13 protein-coding genes and 1 riboswitch are annotated in these 13,255 nt (G+C 68.6%); of the genes, 3 read left to right on the forward strand and 10 right to left on the reverse strand.

Annotated features, from left to right (window positions below):
- Positions 1-34: 34 nt before the first annotated feature.
- From ACIBCK_RS05735 to clpS, 7 genes are all read right to left on the reverse strand, one after another.
- The gene (locus tag ACIBCK_RS05735) at positions 35-841 is read right to left on the reverse strand and encodes an ABC transporter ATP-binding protein (RefSeq protein WP_399386972.1); all 807 of its coding nucleotides are present in this window, start codon (positions 839-841) and stop codon (positions 35-37) included.
- Positions 838-1,923 carry a FecCD family ABC transporter permease gene (locus ACIBCK_RS05740; RefSeq protein ID WP_399386974.1) on the reverse strand — a complete coding sequence of 362 codons (1,086 nt, stop codon included), beginning with the start codon at positions 1,921-1,923 and terminating at the stop codon, positions 838-840. The genes ACIBCK_RS05735 and ACIBCK_RS05740 overlap by 4 nt, the downstream gene beginning before the upstream one ends.
- Before the next feature lie 131 nt (positions 1,924-2,054).
- Positions 2,055-3,005: an ABC transporter substrate-binding protein gene (locus ACIBCK_RS05745; protein WP_399386976.1), complete on the reverse strand. Its 951-nt coding sequence runs from the start codon at positions 3,003-3,005 to the stop codon at positions 2,055-2,057.
- Positions 3,006-3,049: 44 nt separating this feature from the next.
- A riboswitch (cobalamin riboswitch) is annotated at positions 3,050-3,198 on the reverse strand.
- Positions 3,188-3,610 carry a Mov34/MPN/PAD-1 family protein gene (locus ACIBCK_RS05750; RefSeq protein ID WP_399386979.1) on the reverse strand — a complete coding sequence of 141 codons (423 nt, stop codon included), beginning with the start codon at positions 3,608-3,610 and terminating at the stop codon, positions 3,188-3,190. It overlaps the preceding riboswitch by 11 nt.
- Before the next feature lie 90 nt (positions 3,611-3,700).
- Entirely contained in the window at positions 3,701-5,176 is a 1,476-nt protein-coding gene (locus ACIBCK_RS05755) for an amino acid permease (protein WP_399386981.1), read from the reverse strand.
- A gap of 362 nt (positions 5,177-5,538) precedes the next feature.
- On the reverse strand, positions 5,539-6,135 hold the full coding sequence (locus ACIBCK_RS05760) for a DUF2017 domain-containing protein (RefSeq protein ID WP_399386983.1): 597 nt from the start codon (positions 6,133-6,135) through the stop codon (positions 5,539-5,541).
- 11 nt (positions 6,136-6,146) lie between these two features.
- Positions 6,147-6,461, reverse strand: a complete 315-nt coding sequence (clpS, locus tag ACIBCK_RS05765) for an ATP-dependent Clp protease adapter ClpS (protein ID WP_160505277.1) — start codon at positions 6,459-6,461, stop codon at positions 6,147-6,149.
- Between the two features lie 80 nt (positions 6,462-6,541).
- Between clpS and ACIBCK_RS05770 the strand changes: the two genes are divergently transcribed.
- Positions 6,542-7,870, forward strand: coding sequence for a nicotinate phosphoribosyltransferase (locus ACIBCK_RS05770; protein ID WP_399386985.1), 1,329 nt, complete (start codon positions 6,542-6,544; stop codon positions 7,868-7,870).
- Positions 7,871-8,017: 147 nt separating this feature from the next.
- Positions 8,018-8,602 carry an isochorismatase family protein gene (locus ACIBCK_RS05775; protein WP_399386987.1) on the forward strand — a complete coding sequence of 195 codons (585 nt, stop codon included), beginning with the start codon at positions 8,018-8,020 and terminating at the stop codon, positions 8,600-8,602.
- A 181-nt stretch (positions 8,603-8,783) separates the two neighbouring features.
- Here ACIBCK_RS05775 and ACIBCK_RS05780 read toward each other — a convergent pair whose 3' ends face one another.
- Both ACIBCK_RS05780 and ACIBCK_RS05785 read right to left on the reverse strand, forming a co-directional pair.
- Positions 8,784-9,137, reverse strand: a complete 354-nt coding sequence (locus ACIBCK_RS05780; RefSeq protein WP_399386989.1) for a hypothetical protein — start codon at positions 9,135-9,137, stop codon at positions 8,784-8,786.
- A 147-nt stretch (positions 9,138-9,284) separates the two neighbouring features.
- Positions 9,285-11,699 carry an immune inhibitor A domain-containing protein gene (locus ACIBCK_RS05785; protein ID WP_399386991.1) on the reverse strand — a complete coding sequence of 805 codons (2,415 nt, stop codon included), beginning with the start codon at positions 11,697-11,699 and terminating at the stop codon, positions 9,285-9,287.
- Positions 11,700-12,172: 473 nt separating this feature from the next.
- Between ACIBCK_RS05785 and ACIBCK_RS05790 the strand changes: the two genes are divergently transcribed.
- Positions 12,173-12,466: a hypothetical protein gene (locus ACIBCK_RS05790; protein ID WP_399387281.1), complete on the forward strand. Its 294-nt coding sequence runs from the start codon at positions 12,173-12,175 to the stop codon at positions 12,464-12,466.
- A gap of 61 nt (positions 12,467-12,527) precedes the next feature.
- Here the strand turns inward: ACIBCK_RS05790 and ACIBCK_RS05795 are convergent, their stop codons facing one another.
- Positions 12,528-13,175 (reverse strand): RDD family protein, encoded by a 648-nt coding sequence (locus ACIBCK_RS05795; RefSeq protein ID WP_399386993.1) that lies wholly within the window; start codon positions 13,173-13,175, stop codon positions 12,528-12,530.
- Between the last annotated feature and the right edge of the window lie 80 nt (positions 13,176-13,255).

Genomic DNA, 13,255 nt, shown 5'->3' on the forward strand with positions numbered 1-13,255 from the left:
TATCGATTCCCGGTCCGGGTTCTGGAATGTGATCTCACATCGTGGATGCTTTGCGTCCATCACGTGGATGGGGCAGGTATGTGACCGTCGGCGCCCCGGTCGCGGGGTGCACCGAGACCTCTGCCGTGACCCCGTACACCTCGGCGAGGAGCTCGCTGGTCAGGACTTCCTTGGGCGGTCCCGACGCGACGAGGGCGCCGGCGTCGAGCACGTACAGGCGGTCGCAGTAGTAGGCCGCCAGATTGAGGTCGTGCAGGGCCAGCAGATTCGTCGTGCCGAGGTCGCGGACCAGGGCGAGGATCTCCAGCTGGTAGCGGATGTCCAGGTGGTTGGTCGGCTCGTCCAGGACGAGGACCGCGGGCTCCTGGACCAGCGACCTCGCCACCAGGGCGCGCTGGCGCTCGCCGCCGGAGAGCCCGGCGAAGACGCGGTGGGCGAGGTCCGCGGCACCGACCCGCTCCAGCGCCTCGCCGACCAGGACGGCGTCGCGCGCGGTGTCCGCCTCCCAGAAGCGTTTGTGCGGGGAGCGGCCCATGGCGACGATCTGCCGGACGGTGAGCTCGAAGCCGGTGTGCCCGTCCTGCGGGACGGTGGCGATGCGGCGGGCGCGGTCCTTGGCCGAGCGGTCGGCCAGGTCGTCGCCGTCCAGGAGTACGCGGCCGCCGGTGGGCGCGAGGGTGCCGTAGACGCAGCGCAGGAGGGTGGTCTTGCCGCTGCCGTTGGGGCCCACGAGGCCGATGGTCTCGCCCTGGCCGGCGTGCAGGGTCACGTCGTCGACGAGGGTCTTCTCCCCCACGCGGTACGTGAGGGACTCGGTGCGGAGAACCGCCGGGTGGCTCATGCCGTCGCCTCCGTACGGTTCTTGCGCAGCATCCACAGGAAGAACGGGCCGCCCGTCAGCGCGGTGAGGACGCCGACCGGGATGTCCTGCGGCGCCGCGACCGTGCGCGCGGCGAGGTCGGCCGCCACCAGGAACACCGCGCCCATCAGGGCCACCACCGGCAGGAGCGCCCGGTGTGCGGCGCCGACCAGCATCCGGGCCGCATGCGGCACCATCAGGCCGACGAAGCCGATGGCCCCGCTGTACGCGACGAGTACGCCGGTCAGGAGCGAGGCGAGGACGAAGACGGCGGCGCGGAAGCGGGCCGTGTCCAGGCCGAGGACGGTGGCGCCCTCCTCGCCGACCAGGAGCAGGTCGAGGGGGCGGGCCAGGGCGACGAGCAGCGCAGTGCCCACGATCAGCGCGGCGCCGGGCAGCGCGAGCATGTCCCAGCGGGCGCTGCCGAGGCCGCCGAGGGTCCAGTACAGGACTTCCTTCAGGTGGTCGGCGCTGTCGGACGTGATCAGGATCAGGCTGGTCAGGGCGGACAGGATGTACGAGACGGCCACCCCGGCCAGGATCAGGCGGCCGGTGGCGAAGCTGCCGCCGGACCTCGCCAGGGTGTAGACGACGAGCAGCGAGAGCAGGGCGCCGGCGAAGGCCGCGGCCGGGATCGTGACGGTGGTGGCCAGGCCCGCGCCCAGGCCGAGGACGCTGCCGAGGACGATGACGGCGACGGCTCCGGCGGATGCGCCGGAGGAGACGCCTAGGAGGAACGGGTCGGCCAGGGGGTTCCTCACGAGAGCCTGGAGGACGGTGCCGATGACTGCGAGCCCGGCGCCGACGGCTGCGCCGAGCAGGACCCTGGGCAGCCGCACGTCCAGCACGATGGTGCGGAACGGGGAAGGTTCCGCACCTCCCGTCAGGATCTCCAGGACGTCGGCGGTGGGGATGCGGACGGAGCCCAGGGCCAGGCCCGCTACGACCGCTGCCGCGAGGGCTGCGCAGAGCGCCGCGATGACTGTCGCGTAGCCCACTCGTCTGCGGGTTCGTGTGGCCCTGGCGGGGCTTTCCCCAATCCCGCCCCTTCCCGGCTGTGACATTTGCGGCCCTGCCGCGTGGGGGGCTCCGCCCCGGACCCCGGACTGGTTGCCGTCCATCACCGGCTCCGCCGAGTTCGTCCTCAAACGCCGGACGGGCTGAAATGCCCGGCGGACGGGCTGGATTCTGCCCTTCACAGCTGATCCGCCAGCTTCCCCACCGCCGCCGGGGCCCGTACCCCCACCACCGTGTCCGACAGCGGCAGTACCGCGAAGCGCTTGTGCTTGATGGCGGGGACGTCCGCCAGGACCGGGTCGTCGAGGAGGCGCTTCTTCTTCTGGGCGACCGTCGTGCCGCCGTAGTCGAGGATCACGATCACCTCGGGCTTGCGGTCGACCACCGACTCCCAGGACGCGTCGCCAAAGGACTTGTCCAGGTCGGCGAAGACGTTGCGGCCGCCCGCACGTTCGATGATGTCGTTGCCGATGCCACGGCCGCCCGCCGTGAACGCCGTCTTGTCGCCGCTGTCATAGACGAAGACGGGGACGGGCTTCGACTTCGCCTCCGTCTGCGCCAGTTCGCGCTTCGCCGCGGCCACCCACTTCTCCGCCCGCGCCCGCACCCCGAACGTGCTGCCGACCTCGCGGACCTCCCTGTAGACGTCGTCCATCGAGACGGGCTTCTTGGCGCAGCCCTCTACGTTCAGGCGGCTCTCCACGCCGGACTTCGCCAGGGCCCCGCGGCTGCGGCCCTCGCCCGCGAGGAAGGCGGACGCGTAGCCGCCGTAGACGAAGTCGGGGTTCGCGGCCAGGAGTTTCTCGTACGAGGGGTACTCCTTGGCGAGGACGGGGGTGTCCGCGTAGGCCTTCGCGTACTTCGGCAGGACCTTGTCGTCCAGGTACGCCGTGCCCGCGATGCGGTCCTTGAGGCCCAGCTCCAGCATCACTTCCGTGACGTGCTGGTTCATCGTGACGGCGCGCTTCGGCGGTGCTTCGTACGTCGTCTTCACACCGCAGTTCGTGACCGTGTACGGGAAGCCTGGGGCCTTGGACTCCGGCTTCGAGCCGGTGCCGTCGGAGGACGAGCACGCGGCGAGCGGGGCCAGCAGGGCCGCGGCAAGCAGCAGACGTATGGGGCGGGACATGGCTGAGCTGCCTCCTCCAGGGGATTTCCGCGTCCCCTGCGTCGTGGGAGAAGAAGGCGGCAGGTCAGTTCCTGACTGCCCCACCCGCGAAGGGTGGGGTCACAGTGGCGGGACCGTGCCGGATTCGCACCGGCTTCCTGGGTCCTGCCGCCTCAAAGGTGAAGCTCAGTATGCCTGGAGGATCAGTACGCCTGGACGACCTTCACCTCTTCCTCGGTGACCTCGCCGTCCACGATCCGGTAGGAGCGGAACTGGAAGTCGCCCGCGTCGTCGGTGTCGGCCGTGGAGACCAGGACGTAGTGGGCGCCCGGCTCGTTGGCGTACGTGATGTCGGTGCGCGAGGGGTAGGCCTCGGTCGCCGTGTGCGAGTGGTAGACGATCACCGGCTCCTCGTCGCGGTCGTCCATCTCGCGGTAGAGCTTGAGGAGGTCGCCCGAGTCGAACTCGTAGAACGTGGGCGAACGCGCCGCGTTCAGCATCGGGATGAAGCGCTCGGGGCGGCCGGTTCCCTCCGGGCCCGCGACCACACCGCAGGCCTCGTCGGGGTGGTCCTTGCGCGCGTGCGCGACGATCTGGTCGTGGAGGGCCTGGGTCAGGGTCAGCATGGCAGCCAGGATAAGCAGAAGGGCCGGACCGTACCGAAGAGTGGTACGGACCGGCCCACATGCTGGGATCGAGCGGGGATGACCTGGCGGTCAGGACTTGATCGCGTCCTGCTTGTCGGCCTCGCCGCCACCCGTCGACTGCGTGTCGTTGCGCTTCTGCATGACCAGGTAGCCGACGCCGAGGATCAGCGCCCACACCGGAGCGGCGTAGAGCGAGATCCGCGCGTCCTTGTCGATGCCCATCATGACGATGACCATCGCGATGAAGGCGAGCGCGAACCAGCTCGTGTACGGAGCTCCCGGCGCACGGAAGGTGGACATCGGCAGCTCGCCGCGGTCGGCCTTGCGGCGGTACTTGATCTGACAGATCAGGATCATGATCCAGGCCCACATGCCGGAGATGGTCGCGAAGGAGACGACGTAGTTGAACGCCTCGCCCGGCCACTGGTAGTTGATCCAGACGCCGACCAGCATCAGGGACGCGGAGAAGGTGGTGCCGACCAGCGGAAGGCCGTTCTTCGTCAGCTTGGTGAAGAACTTCGGGCCCTGGCCGTTGAGCGCGAGGTCGCGCAGCATGCGGCCGGTGGAGTACATGCCCGAGTTGCAGGAGGACAGCGCGGCCGTCAGGACGACGAAGTTGACGATCGCGGCCCCGATGCCGAGGCCCATCTCCTGGAAGGCCGCCACGAACGGCGAGACGCCCGGCTGGAACGACGTCCACGGCACGACCGAGAGGATCATGACGAGCGCACCGACGTAGAAGACGGCGATGCGCCACGGCACGGTGTTGATGGCCTTGGGCAGGACGGTCTTCGGGTCCTTGGACTCGCCCGCGGTGACGCCGACCAGCTCGACGGCGAGGAAGGCGAACATCACGATCTGCAGCGTCATCAGCGTGGAGCCGATGCCGTTCGGGAAGAAGCCGCCCTGGTCCCACAGGTGGGAGACGGACGCGGTGTCCCCGGCGTCGGAGAAGCCGATGGTGAGGATGCCGGCGCAGATGAGGATCATGCCGATGATCGCGGTGACCTTGACCATCGAGAACCAGAACTCGAGCTCACCGAAGAGCTTCACGGAGATCAGGTTGGCGCCGTACAGGATGACCGTGAAGATCAGCGCGTAGGCCCATTGTGGAATGGCGTCGTGTGTCCAGTACTGCATGTACTGGGCCGCTGCCGTGACTTCCGTGATGCCGGTGACGACCCAGAAGAGCCAGTACGTCCAGCCGGTCACGTACCCGAAGAACGGGCCGATGAATTCACGCGCGTACTCCGAGAAGGAGCCCGACACGGCGCGGTACATGAGCAGCTCGCCCAGGGCCCGCATGATGAAGAAGATGACGAGGCCGGCGATGGCGTACGCCAGGATGAGGCTCGGACCGGCCTTGTGAATGGCCTTGCCCGCGCCGAGGAACAGGCCGGTGCCGATGGCACCGCCGATCGCGATCATCTGGATCTGCCGGGCGCCGAGCCCGCGCTGATAACCCTCGCCTGACGTGCCGGACGAACCGCCCGTTCCGCCGGCCTCATTGCCGTCGTGATGCTCTTCGACCTGCACTGAGGTCATGGTGACGCCTTTCTCCACGCTGATCCGTGCCCGCAGTCGCGTTGATGGCCACGGATCAGGTCCTGATCCCCCCGGATATGGATGGAGTGCTACCGGCGGTCTGCCGGCCCGAGCGCCATCGGTGACATGGGTGGCGTCACCGAGTGGTCGTGAAGATTTATCACGGCCGCAACAGTGATCGGTCGTGGCACGTGTGGCTCACACCACGAGAAGAACCGGACAAAATTCCCTTGACGCCTCAAAATCGGGCATTGAAGTGACGCGATCGTTATCCGGATTTGAGCGTCCGATGAGCGAACGCAGCGTAATCGCTGCTGCTTACACCGACTTTGCGGGCGACCGTGGCCGCTTCCGTGTGACTTCTAACCGATGAGGGTGGCGACCAGCGTCTCCTGCAGACCGCCGAGCCAGAGATAGGCCATCACCATCGGCTTGCGGGCGTCGGAGTCCGGCAGCTGGTAGAGCAGGTCCGTGTCCTCCTCGTCGGTCACCTCGAGGCGGGCGCCGATCGCGAGGCGGAGGTCGTTGAGCGCGCCGAGCCAGTGCCGCGACTCGTCGGCGGACAGCTTCAGGACGGCGCCGCCCTCACCCTTCGACGTCAGCGCGTCCAGGGAGCGGATCACCACCAGGGCGTCCTCGCGCTTCTTGGCCCGCAGGTCGTTCTCGGTGAAGCGCCTGAACTCCGAGGAGTAGGCCCGCAGTTCGTTCTCGTCGGCCTTCTCACTGCCGGGCCCGCCATAGGCGTCCGGAAGGAGTCGCTGGAGGACCGGGTCGGTGGGCGGCTCGCTGGGGCCTTCCGCGAACAGCTCCGCGAGCGGATCGTCGGGGGCGTCCTCGGCCGGGCCCGGACCGATCAGCTCCAGGAGCTGCACGGCAAGGGACCGGATGATCGAGATCTCGACCTCGTCGAGCGCGACGGCCGCGCCGCCCCCGGGGATGGGTTCGAATTGTCCTGGCATCAGATGCGTCGCTACTTCCGGTCCTGCTGGAGGGTGGCCCACAGACCGTATCCGTGCATGGCCTGTACGTCGCGCTCCATCTCCTCACGGGAGCCGGTGGAGACGACCGCGCGACCCTTGTGATGCACGTCCATCATCAGCTTCGTGGCCTTCTCCTTCGAGTACCCGAAGTAGGACTGGAACACATAGGTCACGTAACTCATCAAATTGACCGGGTCGTTGTGGACGAGCGTGATCCAGGGGACGTCGGGCTCCGGGACGGCGAAGGTCTCTTCGTCGGATTCCGGGCGGGTGATCTCTGCGGGAGCCGTACTCACTTGTCCCATGCTGCCACCCGCGAGGGGCCCTCGCACAAATGGACCCGGGAAATCGTCAGAGTGACGAGATGCGGGGTAGCATCCTTCGTATGAACACAGCGGACCTTGGGCTGCCGGTGGATGTTCCGTCGACCGCGCTCTTCACGGATCACTACGAGCTCACGATGCTGCAGGCCGCGCTGAAGGCCGGCACCGCCGACCGGCGCTCCGTCTTCGAGGTCTTCACCCGCAGACTGCCCGAGGGGCGCCGCTATGGAGTGGTCGCCGGCACCGGCCGCGTCCTGGACGCCGTGGAGAACTTCCGCTTCGACGCCGACGTCATCGGCTTCCTGCGCGAGCGCCGTGTCGTCGACGAGGAGACCCTCCAGTGGCTCGCCTCGTACCGCTTCAGCGGCGACGTCTGGGGCTATCCGGAGGGCGAGGTCTACTTCCCCGGCTCGCCGATCCTGCGCGTCGAGGGCTCCTTCGCGGAGTGCGTGCTCCTGGAGACCGTGATCCTCTCCATCCTCAACCACGACTCGGCGATCGCGGCCGCCGCCTCCCGGATGGCATCGGCCGCCGGTGAGCGCCCGCTGATCGAGATGGGCGCGCGGCGTACGCACGAGCTTGCGGCCGTCGCCGCCTCGCGCGCCGCGTACGTCGGCGGCTTCACGACCACGTCCGACCTGGCCGCCGGGTTCCGCTACGACATCCCCACGGTCGGCACATCGGCCCACGCCTTCACCCTCCTGCACGACAACGAACGCGACGCCTTCCAGGCGCAGGTGGACTCCCTCGGCCCCGGCACCACCCTGCTCGTCGACACGTACGACGTGACCGAGGCCGTCCGCACCGCCGTCGAGGTCGCCGGGCCGGAGCTCGGCGCCGTGCGCATCGACTCCGGGGACCTGCTCCTGGTCGCGCACCGGGTGCGGCAGCAGCTGGACGAGCTCGGGGCGACCGCGACGAAGATCGTCGTGACCTCCGACCTGGACGAGTACGCCATCGCCTCGCTGGCGGCGGCGCCCGTGGACGCGTACGGGGTCGGCACCCAGCTCGTCACCGGGTCCGGGCACCCGACCTGCTCGATGGTCTACAAGCTGGTGGCCCGCGCCCACTCGGCGGACCCGCACGCCCGCCTCGAACCGGTGGCCAAGAAGTCGCTCGGCGCCAAGTCGTCGGTGGGCGGGCGCAAGTGGGCCGCGCGCCGGCCCGACGAGCACGGGGTCGCCGAGGCCGAGGTGATCGGCACGGGGGCCGTGCCGGTGGAGCTCGCCGACCATCAGCTGCTCGTCGAGCTGATCAAGGGCGGTGAGGTGGTGGCGCGCGAGCCGCTGGACACCGTGCGCGGCCGGCACGCCGAGGCGCGGGGCCGGCTGCCCCTGTCGGCCACGCAGCTGTCGAAGGGCGAGGCCGTCATTCCGACGGAGTACGTCTGATCGTGCTGATTGTGCGCCGGAGCGGAGAGGGGGTGTTCGAACGCCCTCTCCCGCATCGCGTTCGAAGTCTCTACGCTCGGTTCATCCGGCCGAGTCCCCTCTCCCTCCCCCAACGCCTACGAGTCTTGCCGAGCCGAAGGACACCCGATGCGCCGCGCTCTGATCGTCGTCGATGTGCAGAACGACTTCTGCGAGGGCGGCAGCCTCGCGGTCGCCGGGGGTGCCGATGTGGCCGCCGCGATCACCGAGCTGATCGGCCAGGCGCCGGCCGGCTACCGGCACGTGGTGGCCACGCGTGATCACCACATCGACCCGGGCGACCACTTCTCCGACCGGCCGGACTACGCCCGCTCCTGGCCGCCGCACTGCGTGGCGGGGACCGAGGGGATCGGGTTCCACCCGAACTTCGCGCCGGTCGTGGCGTCCGGGGCCATCGACGCGGTGTTCGACAAGGGGGCCTACTCGGCCGCCTACAGCGGGTTCGAGGGGGCCGACGAGAACGGCGTCCCGCTGGCGGACTGGCTGCGGGAGCGGAAGATCACCGACGTGGACGTGGTGGGCATCGCCACGGACCACTGCGTGCGCGCCACGGCGCTCGACGCGGCGCGCGAGGGGTTCACCACGGCGGTCCTGCTCGACCTGACCGCGGGGGTCGCGGAGGAATCGACGGAGCGGGCTCTGGAGGAGCTGCGGGAGGCAGGCGTCGAGCTGACAGGGAAGCCGGTGGTGTAGCCCCGCAAGGGACGCGAGCCCCGCAAGGGACGCGAGCCCCGCAAGGGACGCGAGCCCCGCAAGGGACGCGAGCCCCGCAAGGGACGCGAGCCCCGTAAGGGGCGCGGGGAACTGCGCGATCAGCCCCCACCGGGCCTGCGGGGAAGATCCGAGCGCGTTCGAGCCAGCGAGCCCCCGCGGATCAGACCCCTGAAGGGCTGGCCTCCGGCCGCCCGGGTCTCTGACCCTGAAGCGCCTGCCGCTTCAGGGCACGAATCGGATGCCAGAGCTCAGCGGCAGCGTCCGGCGACGTACGCCATATCAGCCCGTCCGGGTGATGAAGGACCGCCGTGATCTCGTCCGGCGTCGGCGGCTCCGCGTTGCCCCGCAGATAGACCGCTCGCAGGCCCAGGTTCCGCAGGCGGGTCAGGGCCCTCGCGCGGTTCACCGCGTGCACGATCATCCGGACGCTGCCGCCGCCCAGGGCGGGGTTCGGCAGCGTCAGGGCCACCACCACGCTGCCGTTCGGCAGCTTGCTGAAACCTCCTGCGGACATGGCTGGTCACACCCCCGTGAGACGTCGCACGGAGCTCCTGGCCGAGCCCCGTGTCAATAAGAAATCCACAGGACGCACCTAAACACGATCGGCCGCCGCCCGCTAGAGGGCGACGGCCGATCATGGCTTGACCTGCGGAAATGCCGATTACTTCGTGGAGGGGCCCACCTGGACCGTCATCGAGGAGCCATCCTTCGGCTGCTTGATGATCTTGATCTGGGTATTGGTGTCAGTGACCTTGACACTTCCCGTGGGGTTCTCCTTGAACCAGTAGGTGCCCTTGTGGTCGTCGAAGACCGGGACACCCTTCTGGGACTTGATCTTCAGCGCGACGTCCGCGTTGTGGAGCGTGAACTTGTCGGTCGCGAACTTGCTGAAGGGCGCGTCGAACGGCTGGATCTTGTTCCGCAGCAGGGTGCCGTCCGTCCACTTGAGCGGCTTGGCGTGCGCGTCCACCGGCAGGATCAGACCCTGGCCGGGGTGCGCGCTGGTGTTGTTGTCCTTCTGCGAGGTGTCCCACTGCCAGACCATCAGGCCGGTCTGGTACGGGTAGTGCTCGACCCAGTCCGGACGGGTCTTGGAGAAGCCGAAGTTGTACGGGCCGACCTTCAGGGTCTTGTCGTACGACACGTACTGCCGGTTCTCGGCGAGGTAGTACTGGTCGTAGTTCTTGGTGAAGGACTCGCCGATGCGCGAAAAGCCCTTCGCCGTCCAGCCGTTGTCGTCGCCCTCGGCGCCGTCCTCGAAGACCTTGGCGCCGTCCGCGGTGACCGCGAGGGCGTCGGCCGCGAAGCCCTTGCCGCCCGCGCCGCCGTCCGTGGAGTACCGGAAGCGGATGTCGATCTTCTTGCCGGCGTACGCGTCCAGCGGGAACGCCAGCTTCTTGTACGCACCGGACGCACCGGTCAACGCGGGCTTGTCACCGGCGTCGCGCGGGATGGCCTTGCCGTCCGCCGTGCCGTCCACGGGCGTCCAGTTGGCGCCGCCGTCCGTCGACACCTCGGTGTAGAGGTAGTCGTAGTTGGCCTCGATGTCCCACCAACCGTCAAGGGAGAGCGCGGCCTTGGACTTGCCGGTCAGGTCGACCGAGCGCGTCAGGGTGTTCTTGAGGTCGTCGCCCTGGTCGCTCCACCACTGCTTGGAGCCCTCGGTGGGCTTGGTGACCGTGGTGGTGACGGCCTTCTTGGGCAGGTCGACGACGAGCGCCTGACGGTGGCGGGTGTTGTACTCCGAGACGCCCAGCTTGTGCTCGGAGGTCGTCGCGGCCTTGGCCTTGGCGTAGTCGAGCCAGCCCAGCTGGAACTTGTCCCAGGCGGTCATGTCGCCGGGCAGGTCGCCAATGGCGTCCTTGCCGGTGCCGAGCCAGGAACCGGCCGACATCAGCGACCAGAAGCCGACCGAGTTCTCGCCCTTGCCCGTGGTGTCGTACAGGTCGGGCAGACCGAGGTCGTGGCCGTACTCGTGGGCGAAGACGCCGAGGCCGCCGTTCTCCGGCTGCATCGTGTAGTCGCCGACCCAGATGCCCGAGTCGCCGATCTGCGTACCGCCCGACTTGTTGTTCGCGGGCCCGGTGTTGCCCGCGTCGTTGCCGTACGCGTACCAGCGGTGCGCCCACAGGGCGTTGGTGCCCTCGGCGCCGCCGCCGGCCGACTCGTCCTCGCCCGCGTGGACGATCTGGAAGTGGTCGATGTACCCGTCGGGCTCGTTGAAGTCGCCGTCGCCGTCGAAGTCGTAGCGGTCCCAGAGGTCGTACTTGGCGAGGTCCGCCTTGATCTGGGCGTCCGTGCGGCCCTGGGCCTTCTGGTCCTTGGTCCAGGCGGTGACGCCGTCCTTCACCGCGTCCCAGACGTTGGCGCAGTTGGTGTCGCCGCAGTAGTTGGAGCCGTAACGGGCTTCGTTGTAGTCGACCTTGACCCAGTCGGAGACCTCTCCGTCGACCGAGTAACGGCCGGACGAGGTCTTCTCGTAGTAGGTCTTCAGGGACTCCTTCTTCTTGCCCTTGGCGTCCTTGCCCTCACCGAAGTAGAGGTCCTGGAAGTGCTTCTGGTTGTAGTCCTTCTGCCAGGCCGTGCTGTTGTCCTTCGCACGGTCCGGCTTGGCTATCTTGTTGTGCGCGGGGCCCGGCTTGCCCCCGTACTTCTTGATCGGCGCCTCGGGTCCTTCCGGGCCGTCGGGGTCGTACATGGTGGTGTCGTCCACCTTGTCGCCGAACTCGACCAGGATCGTGAAGATCTTGTCGGTCTTCTCCCGGCCGAGCTCGACGTACTTCTTGTCGTCGAGCTTCACGACCTGGGAGCCGCCGCGCTTCTGTACCTTGGCGTCGCCCTCGATGACCTGCTGAAGGGCGGCCTTGCGCTGCTGGGCCTGCTGCTTGCTGAAGGGCCCGTCCAGGTCGTGGTCGACCTGCGCCTTGGCCCTGCTCGGGTCCTGCCGGTCGATGGCGGGCGCGCCGCCCGGACCATCGTCCTTGGCCGACGCGGTGGCTGCCGAGAACGTGGCGGCTGCCGCGGCCATCGCCACGGCAGCCGCGGTGGCTCTGAACGTCCGTCTACTGACTGTCACTTGATGCTGTCCTCCCCCGCGTCCGCGCGAAGGCGGGCCGAGGTCCCGGTCGGAGGAGGTCCGCGCGCGATACGCGTCACAAGTGACGACATTCGACCGGAGATGCGGGAGAAAAGACAGACCTTGACTTGAACATACCAAGTGCACTATGCAGGCGCGGGGATCCGGTATCCGGACGCGTGCGCCCGCCCGTCCGCATGGTCAACAGGCGCGCCCCACCGTCCACTTGCTGGACGTCATGAACCCGTGCGCCCCCTGTGCTGCCGCACCGTGGGTTAGGTCACGCTTACCGCCCGTTCCCGTCGGGCATGCAGCGGAATAGAGTCAATCGACGGTGCGCTACAGCGCGAGGTGGCAGATCTCAAGTCGCCGCAGCCGGGCGTCCTTTGATTCGCATACAGCTTCACATTGGGCACGACCACCCCGCATCCGCTGTCCCGAGGACGGATTACGCCATGCCTCGTCCCATGCCGCTGCCTCGTCCGACCCCCGCCCAGATCACCTACGGCACGCTGACCGTGGTCTTCTCCACGCTGTCCATGCTGCTGCTCTCACAGACGAGTTCGGGCATCGGGGTGGCGGTGATAGCCGCGGCCGCGCTCATGCTCGGATTACTGGTGGCGATGACGGTGCCACAGCCAAAACCCGCGGCCTCACCGGCCGCACGCGTCGCTCCCGCCGCGAAAGCCGCCGACGGACGCGTCCCGGCCCAGCGTGCCTCCGCTCACGTACTCGCCGAGTCCGTACGCGAGCCGGCGGGCCCGTGAGGTTCACGAGCGCGCCGCAACTGCCGCTCTGCCGCTCTGCCGCCGCAGCGGTCCGACGTGATCAGCCGGTGCTGACCACCACCGTCTTGGCAGCCTTGTCGTGCAGGCCCTGCTTGTAGGGCTTGTCGAAGAAGCTCCAGCCGCCGCAGATCGCCGTCCAGATACAGGCACAGCAGAACGCGAAGGGCAGCCACAGTACGGCCGCGCGGACGAGCGCGGTCTGCAGGGTGGGGGTCGCACCGTCGTTGAGGTTCGCGACCCTGAGGCCCAGCCACTTCTTGCCCAGGGTCTGGCCCGTCCTGGAGATCATGAAGGTGTCGTACGCGATGTAGAGCACGGCGGCGAGCACCGACTGCCCGAAGCTCTTCCCGTACTGCACCTTGTCCGGGTCCACGTCGAACTCGCTGGTGCCGAAGCCCCAGGAGAGCAGCCAGACGACGACGCCGACGAGGATCATGTCGAGGATGCGGGCGAGCACGCGTTTGCCGCTGTCCGCCAGGGGCGGCATGCCGGCGAGGGGGTCGTTCCCTCCGCCGCCGTAGGGATCTCCGCCTCCGCCATAGGGGCCTTGGCCGCCGCTTCCGCCGTACGGCGGGGGTGGCGGGGGCGTGCCGTAGGGGGAGCCCGATCCGCTGTCCGGCGGGGGCTGCTTCCTGAAGGGGTCGTTGTCGTCGGGGGGCGGCGGGTACTGCGGCGGTTCGGTACTCATGGGGCGAGTCGACCGCGGGGGCGCCGGGGGCGCATCCGGCGAGGGGCTGTCTGGGTTAAGGAGCCGGAGGGGCTGAATCT

This window comes from Streptomyces sp. NPDC051218 (genome assembly GCF_044455475.1).
In the GTDB taxonomy this organism is placed as follows: Bacteria; Actinomycetota; Actinomycetes; order Streptomycetales; family Streptomycetaceae; genus Streptomyces.